Source organism: Bacteroides mediterraneensis, assembly GCF_016900355.1.
In the GTDB taxonomy this organism is placed as follows: domain Bacteria; phylum Bacteroidota; class Bacteroidia; order Bacteroidales; family Bacteroidaceae; genus Phocaeicola.
On sequence record NZ_JACJKA010000019.1, the window covers coordinates 53576 to 71342 of the forward strand.

Consider the following 17767-nt stretch of genomic DNA (forward strand, 5'->3'; position numbering starts at 1 on the left):
AGCAAGTGCTTTGTTGTGACTGCTTGTCGCAGCTGCCTTTCACCCATTTGGGGAATACACCCGGCAATGAAATGGAAAAGATTTTTTGGGGACGTTTTCCCATTGTGCGGGCTTCTTCCTTGTTGTGGTACTCTCGTGGGGGAAAAGTGGCACATATTCTGGCAGGCATGAAATACTACGGTCGTCGGCAGGTGTGCCGACACATGGGAGAGGTACTGGCTCTCGAACTACAGTCTTCCGGATTCTTTGCAGGCGTGGATTATCTGTTACCGGTACCTTTGCATCCGGACCGCCTGCGTACCCGAGGGTACAACCAAAGTCTGTTGCTGGCGGAGGGCATTTCCCGGGTAACCGGCATTCCGGTGTGTGACGGCGTCCTTCGGCGCGTACGTAACAACCAGACACAGACTCATAAATCGGCCTGGGAACGTCAGGAAAACGCCTCCCATCTGTTTCAACTGGCAGGAGATACACGTGTATTGGAAAGGAAACACGTAATGCTGGTGGATGACGTATTGACAACTGGTGCCACACTTACTTCTTGTGCGGAGGTTTTGTCAGAAATAAAAGAAATTCATCTCAGTATTGTTACACTGGCATGGACGAAATAGCACATTCTGACACCTTTTAAAAATTTTAATACCCTTAAATTTTCTATTCCCGATGTATTTCCATAATTTTGCAAAAACATTTATCAGAGAATTAAAAAGTTATGAAAGCTTTGGAAAGATTATTTGCAGAAAAGTTGCTGAAGGTGAAGGCTGTGAAGATTCAGCCGGCTAACCCGTTTACTTGGGCTTCAGGTTGGAAATCACCGATTTATTGTGACAATCGTAAGACCTTGTCATATCCTGCACTTCGTAACTTCGTTAAGTTGGAGATTTGTCGTGTTATTCTGGAAAAGTTCGGTGAAGTAGACGCTATTGCCGGGGTCGCTACGGGTGCTATCGCACAGGGTGCCTTGGTGGCAGAGGAGTTGAACTTGCCGTTTGTATATGTTCGTTCAAGCCCGAAAGATCATGGCTTGGAAAATTTGATTGAAGGTGAGTTGCGTCCGGGTATGAAAGTGGTTGTAGTAGAAGACCTGATTTCAACCGGTGGTAGCAGCTTGAAGGCAGTCGATGCCATCCGTCGTGACGGTTGTGAAGTGATCGGTATGGTAGCTTCCTTCACTTACGGTTTCGATGTATCGGTAGAAGCATTCAAGAAAGCAAAAGTAGAACTGGTTACTTTGACCAACTACAATGCCGTGCTGGATGCTGCCTTGAAGACTGATTACATCAATGAAGAAGACATCCCCGTGCTGCAGGCATGGAGAGAAGATCCTTCTCACTGGACTGGAAAATAAAAGATTCTGTAATTAGGAAAGCAGTCTCGGATTGTAAATAGGAGATGTCATCCTGAGCGAGTCCACTCTGCTCAAGATGACATTTTTTTTTGCGATGCCGCGAACGGTTTTCCTCGAAGATTAAAAAAATAACATGGCTGTACAATTTGAAAGTAATGTGAAGCATGTTCCTTATAGTCAGGAACGAGTGTATAACAAACTGTCCGACCTGAACAACCTGGAAGGGGTTCGGGAGCGTCTGAATGAGGTGAAGGACAAGCTGGACGGAAAGCTGGAAGACATGTCGTTCGACCGTGATTCCATCACCCTGAAGGTGCAGGGCATCAACCTCACATTGCGCATCATTGAGCGTGAACCCCTGAAGTGCATCAAGTTTGAAGGTGACAAATCGCCTATACCTTTGAACCTGTGGATTCAGATTCTTCCTGTAAGCGAGGGAGAGGCCAAAATGAAAGTCACCATCCGTGCCGAAGTGAACATGTTTATGAAGGCCATGGTGTCAAAACCGTTGCAGGAAGGGGTGGAGAAACTGGCAGATATGCTGGCCATGCTTCCTTATTAAATGAAACGACCGGAAAATCTCCGGTGAATAAAAATTGTGATTATGGCTCAAAAACTTTGGGAGAAAAATGTACAGGTAAATGCGGAAATCGACCGCTTTACCGTGGGACGTGACCGTGAAATGGACATGTATCTGGCAAAGTATGACGTATTGGGCTCGATGGCACACATCACGATGCTGGAAAGTATCGGACTGCTGACGGCCGACGAGCTGAAGATTTTGCTGGAAGAACTGAAAAAAATATATGCTTCCGTAGAACGCGGAGAATTTGTCATCGAAGACGGAGTGGAAGATGTTCACTCACAGGTGGAACTGATGCTGACACGTCGTCTGGGAGATGTGGGAAAGAAAATACACAGCGGCCGTTCGCGCAACGACCAGGTGCTGGTGGACCTGAAGTTGTTCATCCGCGCCCAGTTGAAGTCGGTGGCCGAGGCGGTGGAGCGTCTGTTCCATGTACTGATTTCCCAGAGTAACCGCTATAAAGACGTGCTGATGCCGGGTTACACCCATTTGCAGATTGCCATGCCTTCTTCTTTCGGCTTGTGGTTTGGTGCCTACGCCGAGAGTCTGGTAGACGATATGGTGTTCCTGCAGGCCGCTTATAAGGTGTGCAACCGTAATCCGTTGGGTTCTGCGGCAGGTTATGGCTCTTCTTTCCCGTTGGATCGGGAGATGACCACCCGTCTGTTAGGATTTGATTCCATGAACTACAATGTGGTGTATGCCCAGATGGGACGTGGAAAGGTGGAACGCAACGTCTCGTTTGCACTGGCTTCCATTGCCGGCACCTTGTCGAAGATGGCCTTTGATGCCTGTATGTTCAGCTGTCAGAACTTCGGATTCGTGAAACTGCCCGATGAATGTACCACCGGTTCCAGTATCATGCCTCACAAGAAAAATCCGGATGTGTTCGAGCTGACCCGTGCCAAATGCAACAAGATTCAGGCCCTTCCGCAGCAGATCATGATGATTATGAACAATTTGCCTTCCGGTTATTTCCGTGACCTTCAGATTATCAAGGAAGTGTTCCTTCCGGCATTCGGAGAACTGGAAGACTGCTTGCAGATGGCTACCTACATCATGGACAAGATTAAAATCAACGAACATATTCTGGACGATGACAAATACCTGTATATGTTCAGTGTGGAAGAGGTGAACCGTCTGGCAGCCGAAGGCATGCCGTTCCGTGATGCCTACAAGAAAGTGGGTCTGGACATCGAAGCCGGTAAGTTTACCCACGAAAAGACCGTGCATCACACCCATGCCGGAAGCATCGGCAACTTGTGTAACGACAAGATTGAGGAACTGATGAAACAGGCCGTGAGCGGATTTAGCTTTGACAAAGTGGAAGGGGCTGAAAAAGCCCTTTTAGGCCGATAAACGCATAAAAATTAAGAAGAAAACGGGTGAAATGTTTGGAGCGTATTGCAAAACTCCCTACATTTGCACCCGTAAACGCGGAAATAGCTCAGTTGGTAGAGCATAACCTTGCCAAGGTTAGGGTCGCGAGTTCGAGTCTCGTTTTCCGCTCTTTCTTTGAAAGGATGCTCGAATGGTGGAATCGGTAGACACGAGGGACTTAAAATCCCTTGGCCAGTAATGGCTGTGCGGGTTCAAGTCCCGCTTCGAGTACAGATATTATCATTAAAGCTCTTGTAAACTAATGTTTTACAGGGGCTTTTCTTTTTTCTGAGTATTCTAAAATTGTTTTAGTTATATTCAATAAGTGTGTTTCTGTAGCTCCAAGTTAAACTGAAAGTTAAACCAAGATTTGACTTTTCTTTGCTTTTGGTATGCGTTATAACTGATATTGAATTGAAACTAAGATTTCTCTTGGTCGCATTTTAATCCATGAAGTATATTGTTGGATGGTCGAATAAGTTGTATACCGGTATTCCTTTTGATTGAACAAGTTGCATAGACTCAGGGAAAACCGCCATTTATCCTTAATATATGAGGCTTCGGCGTCGGCAAGCCATACATGCTGGTGATTGTTTTCGTCGAGCTGGTTATAGTAATGTTCACCAATCAGACGGACTAGGAAGGTACGGTTCCCTATTTCAAGGTTGATTTTTTGGCGGATATTCCATAGGGCAGGCAGACTGTTTCCTTCTCCGAGGTGGGAACGATTGCAGGTAAGGGTTGCCAGGTACGTAGCATTGAACCAAGAGAGAGGCGACCAATCGATTTTGGGGGTGAGAGTAAGTTGGGTGTAGCGGTAGTTTTGGACCGAGCCCTGTCCGGCTTGTTTCCCCTCACTGTAAAGGAGTTGGGCTTCCAGTGAAGTTTTCAGATGCCAGTCATAGAAGCCTTTTGAGAGCAGACTGGTGAGGCTGTAGCTGCGATTATGATTAGGTAGTTCCCAGGTTGTAAGAGTGAAGATGCTGTCTTGATATTCTGAATGAACTAACTGTGGGTTCTTCCGGTTCCAGTAGCTTCCTGAAAGTGACCAGAAAAATTCGTGGACAGTCCGTTTGTAAGTCAAGTAAAAAGAGTAAAGCTGATCCTCCAACTCTGGGACACGAGGTGAAAAGGAAACCATGGTCCGGTAGTTCTTCCAATAAGAATACGGGTAGTATGCGGTGACTTCTTCATTCTTTTGTTGGAACTGGGCGCGGGCGGTCAACTCCCAACGTGGGTTGAACTGCCAGTATAGTGAAATTGTCGGACTGACTCGTAAGTCTGTATATTGTGGATTGGTTTTCCTTAGAAAAGCCGCATCGGCGGATACGGTCAGACGGAAGGTGTTTTGTTCCCACATCCACATCGGGATGGCATAGAGCTTGAACTGGGGGCTGGAGAAATTAGCCGTTTGGTGCAGTGACAACCATTCTCCTTGGACGCCTCCGGTAATTCCAATAGTCATTCCGTTCTTTTTCCATTGGTAATACCCTTGGTTGTCCATATAGGCCTGCTGGAGCCCGAATGACTGATTGACTTGTGCAAATTGAAGTGTGGTGGGCTGGTAGGTATAGCGGAAGAAAGAGCGAAAGCCGGAGGTGGCGTGCTCATGGGTAGTCAAGAGATTCATTTGGTTAGTCAGCTGAAGCCTGTTCGTTTGCAGGCGCTGGGTCAGTTCCCGGTTGCCGTGCAGGTCTTCCTGACTGTGACTCCAAACTCCGTGGGCTTCCAGTAGATTACGGAAGAAAGACCGTATGTCGTTCCGTTCATAGTTGTAGGTGGCTTGCGCCTGATGAGTGTACAGACTGTAATTCTGTGCTTGTGCGATATGGATGGTATCGGTAGGATAGTAGTAAATTTCCTGGGTTCCTTGGTTACGGTGTTGTTCATCGTACAAGTAGTGGAAGGTGAAACGGGACTGTTGTTCCTCGTTTTTTCGGTAAAGACGATTCACTGATGCCAGATGGGTGGTATTGTCCATCAACCGTTGTTTTTCCAAAGGAAAGGAAAAGGTGGGCTGGTCGATAAAGGTCGGAACATCGGCCGGCGTGAGAAAGTTCTGGTTGTCGGTGATCAGTTGTTGCAGTTCGGTGGAAAGGTCTTTTCCGGTATGATCAGCCTTATACAAATAGATACCTTGCCGTTCACGAGCCAGCTGTAAGGCATTGAGCTTTCCGTTATACAACATTTGGTCACCATACCCGCCGGCTGCCTGCAAGGTAAGCAGCCAGCGGGAATGGATTTCCGGTTTCAGTTTCAGATTCAAAGCCACTTTGTCACTCGGCATCTTGTTGCGTAAGGAACGGATGGGCTGGAAGTGCTCGATTACTTCGGCTTTTTCCACTGCATCTGCTTTGAGATTCTCAGTGATTTGGTTATAGCGTCCTCCCGACACATCCATTCCTTCCACGGTAAACTGACTGATGGCTTTCCCGTTGTATCGGATTTCCCCACTTTGTTCGTTTACGTCAATTCCCGGTAGTTTTTTCAATGCCTCCTTGATGTTCTGCTCTTTTCCGGAAGTGAAACGGGACAGGTCGTATTTCACGGTATCTTGTCGTCCGTAGATACGTCCTCCCTTGATTTCCACTTCTTTCAAGGAGATGGCTTCCGGTTTCAGCTGGAAGGTCATTTCTTTTCCTTTTTGCGCAGGTCGGCTTTCTTTCTGGTATCCCAAGTAGGTGACATGTACCGTCCATGCAGCGTCTTCGGATACGGAGAACGAGAAACATCCTTTCGGGTCGGTCAAGGTATACTTGTAGACGGTGCTACTTGAGTCGCGGGTGAGGGTGACCGCAGCTCTTTCCAGCGGTTGGTGCGTTTCGTTGTCAATGACTTTCCCTTTGATCAGGGACTGCGCTTGCATCTGACAGGTGAAAAGCAGGAAGAAGAAAAAAATCAAGGATTTCATACGGCAGAGGATTATTCAGACAGTTCAATAGGGTTATAAGGTATGGAGAATGATTTCATCGGGTTCCCGTGTTCGTCGGTCACACTGACCTTTACATTGGGTGCAGTCGAAGCGATGAAACTCATCGGGTCTTTGGCCATCCGTTCGTACATCTTGTTTAAGTTGGGGCGGGAAACCTTTTCCCTTCCTTTGAGATTGATCAGGATGGGTTTCGGAGTTTTGCATTGTTCTATTCCGGTACAGCTGAACGTATAATGCTTTTTGTCATCTCCTGCTTTGATAATCAGTCCCGGCAATCCGTACAGTTTCCAGGGCCCTTCTGAGATAGGAATTTCCATCGTGTACCAGGCAGTATAATTTCTGCCTTTAAAGCGGCAGGTAGCCTTTTGGCAGGAATAAGAAAGAATAGTGGCCGTATCAGGGAGAACCGTCCATTCCGGCATTTCCTCTTTCTCCTCACACAAGAAATTGGTGGTTGCCAGACGGTCGAGCGTGGTGACTTTGCCTGCTGGGTAATGTTTGAATATTTGGTAAGAGATTCGAGAGTCCCCAATCGCAGCGGCGTGTTGTAACATGGTTTCCTTCGATGCTCCTGCCTGGGCGTCGGCAATCAACAACGAGTCACATACATAAAAGTTATAACTGTAGCATTTGCTGTACTGTTTGCCGATTTCCAGCATCAGGGTTTCTCGGCCGGGTTTGGCGTCTTCCGAAACCGTGTCTTGCAGATAGGTCATCTCATATTGCACCTTGATGCGTTGGGTATCAATGGAGTCTTGGTTAAAGATGGAACTTGTATCTACCACAAAGAGTTGTGCATGTGAAGAGAGCGCAGTGTACAGGCAGCCTAAAAGGCTGAGTGTAAGAAATAATTTTTTGTTCATATTCCCGTAATTTAAAGTTTTCTGATGCGGCAAAGGTAAACGGTGGTGCGGCGAGTAATGGAAAAAAGTTATTACTGAAATATTATCCTCTTCAAATTGGGAGGATGGACATACCTTGTAAATCGCATAAGGTTTTTATTTTTGTGGAAAAGAATTTGAAAGATGGGAAAACAAATCAAGCTGGTGTGGATATTGACAATCGTAACCGCTTTGCTGGTGATTGGCGGGCAGGTGTATTGGTTGTACCAACAATATACCTATACGGCGTTGGCCTATATGGCCCGGTTGAATGATACCCTGCTGGTACTTCAGGATAAGAATTTTACGTTGGCACTGGATGCCAACCATACCATCAAGATGGTGGACGCGAACCGGGCAACGAAAGATTCTGATTTGGTCAAGCTGGGATATTCCCTGAAAATGAATTTTGAGGAAGGGAAGGCTGAATCGTATGTCAGATTTTCTAAATTATATGATGCGGATTCGTTGGGGAATTTGCATCTGGTAGACTCATTTAATGTCACCGGTTTGTCTCTTGACGAGGTTGTGAATGCAAGCTTGCATTACACAAAGTATGCAGACCGACCATTTGATTTGCAGGCGTTAGATTCGCTCTTCACCAGCCACCACATTCATGCGACGGATTGGCAGCTGGTCAAACTTGACTCCTTTCTTTGGCAGGGGACGTATGTGGTGGAGAAATCATGCATGAGGTATCGCATGAAATTTATTTACCCCTACAATCCTTTTGTCCGCGATGCGGTGACGGGCTATGTCGACCTGCCGACAAACCCGTTGTTGAAAGAGATGGGGTGGCAGCTGGTCGGTTCGCTGATACTGATTCTGTTGTTGATTTTCTGTCTGATTTATCAGGTACGGACCATCTTGAAACAATACAAGCTGGATGAGCTGAGGAAAGGTTTTGTGAATACGATGATTCACGAGCTGAAACGTCCGGTGCAGACTTTGAAAATGTGTGTGGCGTTCTTGAACAACAAGCGGATGCGGAAAGATGAGCAGATGATGGATGAGGTGGTGAAAGACTCCATGTTCGAACTCGATAATCTTTCGGCTTATCTGGTGAAGGTACGTGAAATGACACGGGCGGATGATGAGCAGACCCCGCTTTCTATGCGTTTGTTCAATTTGAGTGAGACCTTGGAGAAATTGTTGAGGCTGACCGTAATTCCGGCTGACAAGCATGTACGTTTTGAAACCCGGCTCACTCCTAATCCGTTGTGGGTAACTGCCGATCCGGTACATCTTACGAATAGCATCAGCAACTTGGTGGAAAATGCCATAAAGTACTCGGGTAATGAGGTGTGCATTCGTATCAGTGCCTCGCTGGCAGAAGGGGAACTGGTGATACGGGTAGCTGACAATGGTTTCGGTATTTCCTCCCAAGACCAGTTGCACATTTTCGACAAGTTCTACCGTTCGGAGCAGATGGTCGGCCGCGGTCTGCCGGGAATTGGTCTGGGGCTGAGTTATGTAAAGTTGATGGTGGAAGCCCATGGAGGAACTGTGGGTGTAGAAAGTATATTGGGTAAAGGTTCCGTTTTTACCATTGAAATTCCTCAATCAAAATGACGATGTATGAAACACTTGAAGATTCTTTTTGCAGACGACGATCTGAAATATGCCCTGATTCTGAAACGTTTTCTGGAAGCCGAGGGATATGAGGTGTTCTATGCCGGCAACGGACGGATTGCCTTGGAGCAGTATCCCGAAGTGAAGCCCGATCTGGTGTTGCTGGATATCAATATGCCCGAAGTGAATGGATATGAGGTGGCCCGACAGATTCGGGAGCATGACCGGCATGTGTTGATTTTCTTCCTGACCGACCGTTCCGACAAGACGGATCGTCTGGAAGGTTTTAAGGTGCGGGCTAACGATTATCTGGCTAAACCTTTCTATCCGGAGGAACTGATTGCCCGGATTCAGGAGCGTTTTGGGGAGGTGGAAGATACGGTGGATAAGGAAGTATATCCGTTGGGGCATACCACTTTTGATTACACGAACAATGAATTGCGTACCCAAGCCAATAAGGTGATGATTACTTCCCGCCAGGCAGAAATTCTCCGTATGCTGATCAAGAACCGAGACTCTGTGGTGAGCAGAGAGCAGTTGCTGGAGCACGTATGGGGAGACACTTCGTATGCGAACTCTTTGGCTTTGAACGTACAGATTACATACCTGCGCAAGGCTTTGAAAGGAGATTCATCGGTCAAGATCGAATCTGTGATGAAAAAAGGCTATGTGCTGCGAGGATAGGCTGAAGGGGTTGGGGATAAACACAAAAAAAAACCGTAGGAGGCCTCCGCATTTGCGGAAACCTCCTACGGGGTTGCTTATATCTTATCAGCTGGCAGCGCGCAGCTGGTTGAACAAATCTTTCTGTTTTTCGGTCAATGAAGTCGGTATCTTCACGTTGTACGTGACAATCATGTCGCCAAACTGACCGGGTTGTTTGTAGACCGGGAATCCTTTGCCTCTCAAACGTACCTGCGTACCGTTCTGTGTGCCCGGTTTTACTTTCAACCGAACCATACCGTCCATGGTTCTTACCTGTACTTCTCCACCCAGTACGGCAGTGTACAAGTCGACATCCACGTGGGTATAAAGGTCGTTGCCTTCCCGTTCAAAAGTAGCATCCTTGTCAATCACGAAGGTGATGTACAAGTCGCCGTTTTCAGCTCCGTTCATGCCCTTCTCTCCATAGCCTTTCAGCCGGATGGTCTGCCCGTCGGCTACTCCCGCCGGGACGGTGATACGGATGTTTTCACCGTTGACGCTGAACGTCTGTTTGTGGGTGACGTATGCTTCACTGAGTGACAGATGCATCTGGGCCTCTATGTCGCCACCCTTGGCCCGCATGCTGTATCCTCTACGGGCACCGCTTCTGTGTCCGAAGAGTTGTTCGAAGAAGTCTGAGAAACCGCTTGCGCCAGCTCCTCCGAATCCTCCGCTGAACTCGTCGCCATTCATGGAGTACCAGTAGCCTGAACCACCGTTCTCCTGCTGGGCCCGACTGTATGCTTCACGTTCCTGCTTGAATTCATCAGCGTGTTTCCAGTGTTCCCCATATTCATCGTATTTCTTTCGCTTTTCCGGATCGCTCAATACTTCATGGGCTTCATTCACCTGCTGGAACTTTCCTTCCGCCGATGGGTCATCCTTGTTCAGGTCAGGATGGTATTTCTTTGCCAGCTTCCGGTAAGCTTGCTTGATTTCATCCTGTGTGGCATTACGGTCAACACCCAATATTTTATAGTAATCAATAAATGCCATATATCAATCGTTTTTAGTGGGTTCCAGAATAAAAAACTCCCGCCCGCAGGGAAATGCAGACGAGAGCTTTTCGGTTAGTTGTTATGATTAATGTATCTCAATCACACGGTTTACTTTTGCTTTTTCTTCCTGAGAATACTTCGGCAAATCAATTGTCAATACACCATCTGCCACGTTTGCACTGATTTTGTCTTTATCTACATTGTCAGGCAAATAGAGTGACTGTTGGAATTTTGAGTAAGAAAACTCGCGACGCAAGTACTTTTTGTTGTCTTTGTCCTTTTCGTTGTTTTCGCTCTTCTTTTCCATGGAAATAACCAGTTCGTTATCTTCACCCAGATGGATGTTGAAATCGTTCTTCGTCATTCCCGGAACTGCAACTTCTACCTTGTAGTCTTTGTCGCTTTCCACTACATTGATTGCAGGGGCAGTAGCGTTAGCTTTAACCATCCAATCGTTATCAAAGAAATCATTAAAGATACTTGGTAACCAGTTCTGATTGTAATATTTTCTAGTCGGCATCATAGTTGTAATCTCCTATATTTTATTTTTTTATTATCAATTTGTTTCTGAACCCGAGCTCCTTGAGGTCTTTCAACTTCTTGAAGTTCAAGTTCACTTCTCTATTTGCAAAGGCTGTGCCACAAACGAGTGCCACAGTTGCCTTTTTTGTGAGAATTTTCTATAATTGTCTTATTATGAGTAGATTACATAATTATTTTCTTTATTCGAAAATTATACTTTCTGTATGCCATGTAGAAAATGGTAACAAATTGTCATTCAATAATAGATAGATTCCGACAAAAAGTCCATTCTGTTGACATATTGTCACAAAATCTTGTTTTTGTAAGAAAAAGTCGGGTAAAAGATAGGGGTATGGATTGTTTTTGGGAATGTCAGGATGTTTTTGAGTAAAGGTCGGCTTTATTTTTACGTTTTCCTACCCGAAAACGTACGTTTCCCGTGGCGGAAACATAGGTTTCCCTTATGGAAAACGTACGTTTCTCTATAGGGAAACGTAGAAAATGCGGTAAAAGTATCCTTTCTTTGGCAGGAGGTTTTCCCTTTTAGGAGGAGGTGAGAGCCCTCCATTGCATACCCAAGGTTGCCCGATAAGGAAGAGGAGTTTGCCATGGGGTAAAATATTTCGTTTTGTAAGAAAAATCTGTATAATTATACTATATTTGTCGCCGAATGGTTCCGAGTGTCTGTTCAGGCCCTCGGATGAAAAGGGAATCAGGTGCAAGTCCTGAACAGTCCCGCTGCTGTAAGCTCCATTCAACCTGCTGGAAAAGACTCATGCCACTGATCACTGAACACAATCGGGAAGGCTCCAGGAGGGGAGTAAGTCAGAAGACCTGCCATCATACATGTTAACCACGCTCGTGGGATTAGGTGGTTAAAACGATTTGGATTTTCAATTAGTACGGAAAAAGTATGGGTAGACGGAAGTTTCTGTCTGTCATGCTGGGGGGGATTCTATGCCTTGGGAATACTGTGACCCTTCGTTCGCAGAGCAGGCTCGACAGCTTGCAGCATCTGGACGAAGTGGTGGTTACGGTACGTGCGTTGCCCAAGGAAGTCATACCCGTGCAGCAGCTGGTGGGTGAACAGCTCAGTCGGTTGTCGTCGCACAGCGTGGCAGATGCCCTGAGGTATTTCTCGGGTTTGCAGATAAAGGACTATGGCGGCGTGGGCGGTCTGAAGACGGTCAACATCCGGAGCATGGGCACGAACCATGTGGGGGTGTTCTACGACGGCGTGGAGCTGGGGAATGCCCAGAACGGGACGGTCGACCTCGGGCGCTTCTCGCTCGATAACATGGAGTCGGTCACCTTATACAACGGGCAGAAGAGTGCCATTTTCCAGCCGGCCAAGGATTTCGGTTCGGCAGGTTCCATTTATTTGCAGTCCCGGATACCTGTGTTTTCCGGAAAAGAATTGCAGCATGTCAAGGCGACTTTCAAGACGGGTTCGTTCGGGCTGGCCAACCCTTCCCTGCTGTGGGAGCGGAAGCTGACGGAGCAGGTGAGCACGTCGTGGAGTGCGGAATATTTGTACACCACGGGAAAATACAAGTTCTCTTACCGCAAGCAGGACGGATATGATACCACTGCCGTGCGGCAGAACGGCGATGTGAATGCGTTGCGGGTGGAAGGAGGTTTCTATGGAAAGCTGCCGCGGGGCTATTGGCGGGCGAAGTCGTACCTGTATCGTTCGGAACGGGGATACCCGGGAGCGATTGTGCGCAACAAGTTCTCGCACGAGGACCGGCAGTGGGATACGAATTTCTTTACGCAGGGGGCGTTCAAGAAGGACGTGGCCGACTGGTACAGCCTGATGGCGCATGTGAAGTATGCGTATGATTACCTGCATTACCTGGCCGACCCGCACAAGGATGAGTCGCTGATGTATACCAACAATCATTATTACCAGCAGGAAGTGTATGCCTCTCTGGCCAACCGCTGGGTGCTGACTCCTTTCTGGGAGGTCAGTCTGTCGGCGGACTATCAGTTCAATCTGCTGAATGCCGACCTGACGGACTTTGCCTATCCTCGCCGGCATACGGAAATGGTGGCTGTGGCTACGGCCTTGGATTATCACGGATTCAAGTTGCAGGGCAGTCTGCTGGGCACGTTCGTGCAGGAGCGGGTGGAGGGCTCCGGAAGGGCGGCTCCCCACAAGCGGGAGTGGACACCGGCGGTGATTGCCTCGTATCGGCCTTTTCAGAAGGAAGATTTTCACCTGCGGGCTTTTTACAAGCGGATTTTCCGGATGCCTACGCTGAATGATTTGTATTATACCTTTATCGGCAACGTGGATTTGAAGCCGGAATTTACGAACCAGTTTAATGTGGGGTTCACTTACGGCAAGTCGTGGACCGACAGTTGGCTGCGTCATCTGGAACTGCAGGTGGATGCGTACTACAATGAGGTGGAGAACAAGATTGTGGCTACCCCAACCTCCAACTTTTTCCGCTGGACGATGGTCAATCTGGGACGGGTGGAAATCCGGGGTGTGGATGCGGCGTTGCAGAGTGTGTGGCAGTATGGTCGGCATACGATACTGACAGCCCGGGTGAACTATACTTACCAGAAGGCACAGGATTTTACCGACCCTACGGCGGAGTTTTACGGGGGACAGATTCTCTATATCCCCTGGCACAGCGGTTCGGCGGTGCTCAACCTCAACTGGAAAAAATGGGAAACCAACTATAGCTTTATTTATACCGGCGAGCGATACACCTCGCAAGCCAATATCCCGGTCGACTACCAGCAGCCGTGGTACACGAGTGACTTCTCGGTGGCCCGCCGGCTGGACTGGGGACCGGGTGAGCTGAAGATGACGCTGGAAGTGAACAACCTGTTCAACCAGCAGTATGAGGTGGTGACGTGTTATCCCATGCCGGGAATCAATTTCAAGTGTATTGTGCAATATAGCTTTTGAGACTTATGAGACGTAGATTCTTAAGATATCTGTGGGTGGCGGTTTGTCTGTTCCTGTGTCTGGCTTGCCGGGAAGACCTTCCGGTGCTTCGTTCGGAAAGCGAGGCCGTCAGTCGTCCGGGCAGTCCGCACGAGATAAAGGGAATGTTTGTCCTGAACGAGGGCAACATGGGAAGCAACAAGTGTACCCTCGATTTTCTGGATTTCCGGAGCGGTTTCTACACCCGCAATATTTATCCGGAACGGAATCCGGAGGTAGTGAAGGAACTGGGCGATGTGGGCAACGACCTGCAGGTGTATGGCAACCGGCTGTATGCGGTCATCAACTGTTCGCATTATGTGGAGGTGATGGATGTGCGTACGGCCCAGCACATCGGCAGTGTGAATGTCACCAACTGCCGCTACATTGTTTTTGCGGGCGACAAGGCTTACGTGAGTTCGTATGCCGGCCCCGTGCAGATTGACCCCAATGCCCGTCCGGGAAAGATTGTGGAGTTTGATGTGAATACCTTGCAAATCACCCGGGAGGTGGTGGTCGGTTACCAGCCGGAGGAGATGGTCATCAAGGACGGATTGCTGTATGTGGCCAACTCGGGAGGTTACCGTTTCCCCAATTACGACCGCACGGTGTCGGTGGTCGATTTGGGTACGTTCGAGGTGGTGAATACCATTGATGTGGCCATCAACCTGCATCGGATGAAGCTGGCATCCGACGGACTGATTTACGTCAGTTCCCGTGGGGACTATTACGGCACGAAGTCGGACGTGTTTGTCATCGACCCGGAAGCACAGCGGGTGGTGGGCCGGTTGGGAGTGGCCGCCAGCGAGATGTGCATGGACGGCGACGAACTGTACCTGATCAGTGTGGAATGGAGCTATGTGTCGGGAAGGAATGAAATCCGGTACACGTTGTACGACACCCGAAAACGGGAGATTCTTCCCCGGAACTTCATCACGGACGGTACAGAAAAAGAAATCAGCATTCCTTACGGGCTTGGGGTGAATCCGGAAACCAAGGAGATTTTCGTGTCGGATGCCACGAACTATGTGACGCCTGGTTACCTGTATTGTTTCTCTCCCGAAGGAAAGTTGAAATGGAAGGTGCGTACCGGGGACATCCCGGCGCATTTCGCCTTTACCTCGGTGGACTTCTATTAGGAAGTGGAAAAAAGAACCTTGTGATAATTATAAATAAGATATGAAGAAAAAAATCATTTGTCTGGCAGACCGTCTTCTGTGGATGGTACTGCTATGCGGGGGGCTTCTGTCGGCCTGTCGTAACGAAAAAGAGGACCCGATGGAGAAAGGGCCGGAAGTGCCGGCTACTCCCTACATCACGAAAGTGTTGGAGTTTGTGCCTTGTCCGGGGCAGTTTGTCAATGTGTTGCCGGAATTTAAGGAGGGCGACACGCAGGAAACCATGAACCAGAAGGTGCTGGAACTTATCGGAAACAACAAACGAGGATTGGTTTCACTGGGCGGTTTCGGCGGTTATGTGGTAGTCGGTTTCGACCATACCATCGAGAACAAGCCGGGGAGCCGGGATTTCCGGGTGTTGGGCAATGCCTTCAACGGCAATTCTTCGGCAGCAGCCAGTGGTACGGCGAAAGGAGGAAGCTATGAGCCCGGCGTGATTTTAGTGGCTTACGACAAGAACGGCAATGGGAAACCGGATGCCGACGAGTGGTACGAAATTCAGGGCAGTGCCCAGAAAGGAGAGGTGGAACCTTGGTATGCCGAAGCGAAGGAGGTAGGGAACGACCTGCATTGTTATTCCGATTACGAGATTACCTATTACAAACCGAAAGTGGAGCCGAAGACGCAGGAAGAAGAGGCGCAATACATCCGCTGGACGGACAACAAGGGGGGCGAAGGGTATCTGCCCAAGAACGAATACCATCGCCAGCCGTATTTCCCGCAGTGGATTCAGTCGGACAGGCTGACGTTCAAGGGAACCCGTCTGCCGCAGAACGGACTGAACCATGGAACGGAAGAGGCACCTTATTTCGTGCTGCTCAGTTTTGTCTACGGTTATGCCGACAATGCCGTGAACGATACGGAGGGAGCCTGCATCGACATCGACTGGGCAGTGGATACCCACGGGAATGCGGTGCATCTGCCGGGCGTGGATTTCGTGAAGATTTATACCGGGGTACATCAGGTGAACGGCTGGCTGGGAGAGTGTTCCACGGAAGTGATGGGAGTGGAAGACTTGCATCTGCTGAAAAACTAACCAACGTAACATACATTCTATTTTAAACCAAAAGTAACATGAAACTAAAAGACTTATTTAAGGTGAAACATGCCGGTGCCGCACTTTTACTGGTCGTGGCTTTGCTGGCAGGCAGTTGTAGTAAAGAGAAAGGAATCGGAAACGGAGACAATCCTCCTCCTGCAGGGCAACCCGCTTCTTTTGAGTTGAAAACTAAGCTGGACAGCGTGCTGCCGGTGATGCTGGCTCCGGATTCGGTGTTCAAACTGGAATATGCGGCGGAGCATGTGAAATCGGTGAGTGTGGTCGATGTGCCGACGGGCTGGACGGCCGATTTGGATGAGAAGGCGAGTACGGTTACGGTGAAGGCTTTGGCGGAGGCGGTACAGAAAGCGAAAATCACGCTGAAGGCCGTGGGCGAAGATACCAAGGAAGTGACGAAGGCGGTGGAGTTTTACTGCCTGAATTCGTTTTCTGACCCGAAGGGAGTCTTTGTGCTGAACGAAGGAAACATGACCACCGAAAATGGCTCGCTCACTTACATCACGCCCGAAGGCTATGTGATAGGAGATGCGTATAAGGCGGTCAACGGTACGGAGCTGGGAAATGTGGCGCAGGATATGGCATTCTATAACGGCAAGATTTATGTCATCACGCAGAACGGCGACCAGAATCCGGTAGGTACCAAGTTTGTGAACGACGGGATGCTGATTGTGATGAATGCCAAGACGTTGAAGAAAGAGATGGCACTGAGCAAGACGGAACTGCAAGGGCTTGACTGGCCCACGCACATTGCCGTGCTGGATGAGGCGCATGTGTATCTGCGTGACAATGTGGGAATCTATCGTTTGAATCTTCAGACTAAGGAATTGAAACTGGTGAGTGGAACGGAAAAAGCGCCGAAAAGTCAGTTCGTGGTGATGAACGGGAAAGTCTATACGTATAAGTCAGGTTTGGTGGGTGGTATTCTGGAGATTTCTCCAGAAAGTGATCAGGCCAAGAGCATCCGCTTCCCGTTCAAGGTGTCTTGTCCCATCAATACGGTATTGGGTATCAAGGCGGCCGACGACGGGGATATCTGGCTGATGTCCACCGGAAACGGAAAGAAGGCGATTGGTAAATTTAATCTGGCTTCGAAGACCATTATCCAGCGTCAGATTAATGTGACCCCGTTTGTAGGGTCTTCGGGTGTGGCATTTGCCGTAAAAGGAAAGGACTTTTATTATACGGACGACAAGAACACTACCATTTATCAGATGACTTTTGACGATAACAAGGAGTTGGATTCAGAATCGGGACTGAAGGCCGAGAAATTGCTTTGTGAGCTGAATGATATCGACGACAACGCCGGTCTGCTGTATAACGGTATGGCAGTACATCCTGTGACGGGACATGTGTTTATCAATACCATCAAAGGATATGCCCAGTTCACCACGAATCAAATCTGGGAGTTTGACTTTAAGACCAATGCAGAAACTCCGGTAGCCAAGTATGAGAATTATACCCACTTCCCGGCAGGTTTCTTTTTTGCCCCGAATAATAATTGATTAAATGGATGGAAAGGATGAAAAAACACGTATTTTAACGTGAGTTCGAAATAGTAATAAATATATTTCAGTGATAATTAGAAACATAGCGATAAAAGTATTAAATTTATAGTGCTGAATTATAAGATTTAAACGATTACCACTATGTTTCCAGAGTCTAAA

The 17767-nt window shown here is 48.2% G+C and carries 14 protein-coding genes, 2 tRNA genes and 1 riboswitch; of the genes, 12 read left to right on the forward strand and 4 right to left on the reverse strand.

The annotated features are described in order from the left end of the window. Positions 1–71: 71 nt before the first annotated feature. From H6A28_RS10880 to H6A28_RS10905, 6 genes are all read left to right on the forward strand, one after another. Positions 72–611 carry a ComF family protein gene (locus H6A28_RS10880; protein ID WP_239465333.1) on the forward strand — a complete coding sequence of 180 codons (540 nt, stop codon included), beginning with the start codon at positions 72–74 and terminating at the stop codon, positions 609–611. A 101-nt stretch (positions 612–712) separates the two neighbouring features. Further along, positions 713–1348 (forward strand): orotate phosphoribosyltransferase, encoded by a 636-nt coding sequence (gene pyrE, locus H6A28_RS10885; RefSeq protein ID WP_022355171.1) that lies wholly within the window; start codon positions 713–715, stop codon positions 1346–1348. A gap of 133 nt (positions 1349–1481) precedes the next feature. Continuing rightward, positions 1482–1910, forward strand: coding sequence for an SRPBCC family protein (locus H6A28_RS10890; protein WP_177867328.1), 429 nt, complete (start codon positions 1482–1484; stop codon positions 1908–1910). Positions 1911–1952: 42 nt separating this feature from the next. Further along, positions 1953–3293: an argininosuccinate lyase gene (argH, locus tag H6A28_RS10895; protein ID WP_204476178.1), complete on the forward strand. Its 1341-nt coding sequence runs from the start codon at positions 1953–1955 to the stop codon at positions 3291–3293. A 77-nt stretch (positions 3294–3370) separates the two neighbouring features. Further along, positions 3371–3443 (forward strand) — tRNA-Gly (locus H6A28_RS10900). A 16-nt stretch (positions 3444–3459) separates the two neighbouring features. Beyond that, a tRNA-Leu gene (locus H6A28_RS10905) sits at positions 3460–3545 on the forward strand. Between the two features lie 166 nt (positions 3546–3711). On the opposite strand, the gene H6A28_RS10910 is transcribed toward H6A28_RS10905, so the two are convergent. After that, the gene (locus tag H6A28_RS10910) at positions 3712–6225 is read right to left on the reverse strand and encodes a carboxypeptidase-like regulatory domain-containing protein (RefSeq protein ID WP_204480275.1); all 2514 of its coding nucleotides are present in this window, start codon (positions 6223–6225) and stop codon (positions 3712–3714) included. Positions 6226–6236: 11 nt separating this feature from the next. Beyond that, a complete protein-coding gene (locus H6A28_RS10915; RefSeq protein ID WP_204480277.1) occupies positions 6237–7109 on the reverse strand; it encodes a GLPGLI family protein in 873 nt (290 codons plus the stop codon). A gap of 162 nt (positions 7110–7271) precedes the next feature. Between H6A28_RS10915 and H6A28_RS10920 the strand changes: the two genes are divergently transcribed. Further along, entirely contained in the window at positions 7272–8699 is a 1428-nt protein-coding gene (locus H6A28_RS10920) for a sensor histidine kinase (protein ID WP_204480279.1), read from the forward strand. 6 nt (positions 8700–8705) lie between these two features. Further along, positions 8706–9383 carry a response regulator transcription factor gene (locus H6A28_RS10925; protein WP_204476174.1) on the forward strand — a complete coding sequence of 226 codons (678 nt, stop codon included), beginning with the start codon at positions 8706–8708 and terminating at the stop codon, positions 9381–9383. An 87-nt stretch (positions 9384–9470) separates the two neighbouring features. On the opposite strand, the gene H6A28_RS10930 is transcribed toward H6A28_RS10925, so the two are convergent. Next, positions 9471–10400: a DnaJ C-terminal domain-containing protein gene (locus H6A28_RS10930; protein ID WP_204480281.1), complete on the reverse strand. Its 930-nt coding sequence runs from the start codon at positions 10398–10400 to the stop codon at positions 9471–9473. A gap of 87 nt (positions 10401–10487) precedes the next feature. Next, positions 10488–10925 (reverse strand): Hsp20/alpha crystallin family protein, encoded by a 438-nt coding sequence (locus H6A28_RS10935; RefSeq protein WP_204476172.1) that lies wholly within the window; start codon positions 10923–10925, stop codon positions 10488–10490. 653 nt (positions 10926–11578) lie between these two features. Further along, positions 11579–11780, forward strand: a riboswitch (cobalamin riboswitch). Positions 11781–11864: 84 nt separating this feature from the next. Here H6A28_RS10935 and H6A28_RS10940 point away from each other — a divergent pair. Genes H6A28_RS10940 through H6A28_RS10955 form a run of 4 tightly spaced genes read left to right on the forward strand, consistent with a single transcriptional unit; the run spans position 11865 to position 17605 of the window. Continuing rightward, entirely contained in the window at positions 11865–13847 is a 1983-nt protein-coding gene (locus H6A28_RS10940; protein WP_239465335.1) for a TonB-dependent receptor, read from the forward strand. A 5-nt stretch (positions 13848–13852) separates the two neighbouring features. Further along, on the forward strand, positions 13853–15004 hold the full coding sequence (locus H6A28_RS10945) for a YncE family protein (RefSeq protein WP_204480285.1): 1152 nt from the start codon (positions 13853–13855) through the stop codon (positions 15002–15004). Between the two features lie 40 nt (positions 15005–15044). Continuing rightward, a complete protein-coding gene (locus H6A28_RS10950; RefSeq protein WP_204480287.1) occupies positions 15045–16079 on the forward strand; it encodes a PKD domain-containing protein in 1035 nt (344 codons plus the stop codon). 38 nt (positions 16080–16117) lie between these two features. Next, a complete protein-coding gene (locus H6A28_RS10955) occupies positions 16118–17605 on the forward strand; it encodes a DUF5074 domain-containing protein (RefSeq protein WP_204480289.1) in 1488 nt (495 codons plus the stop codon). Positions 17606–17767: the final 162 nt, after the last annotated feature.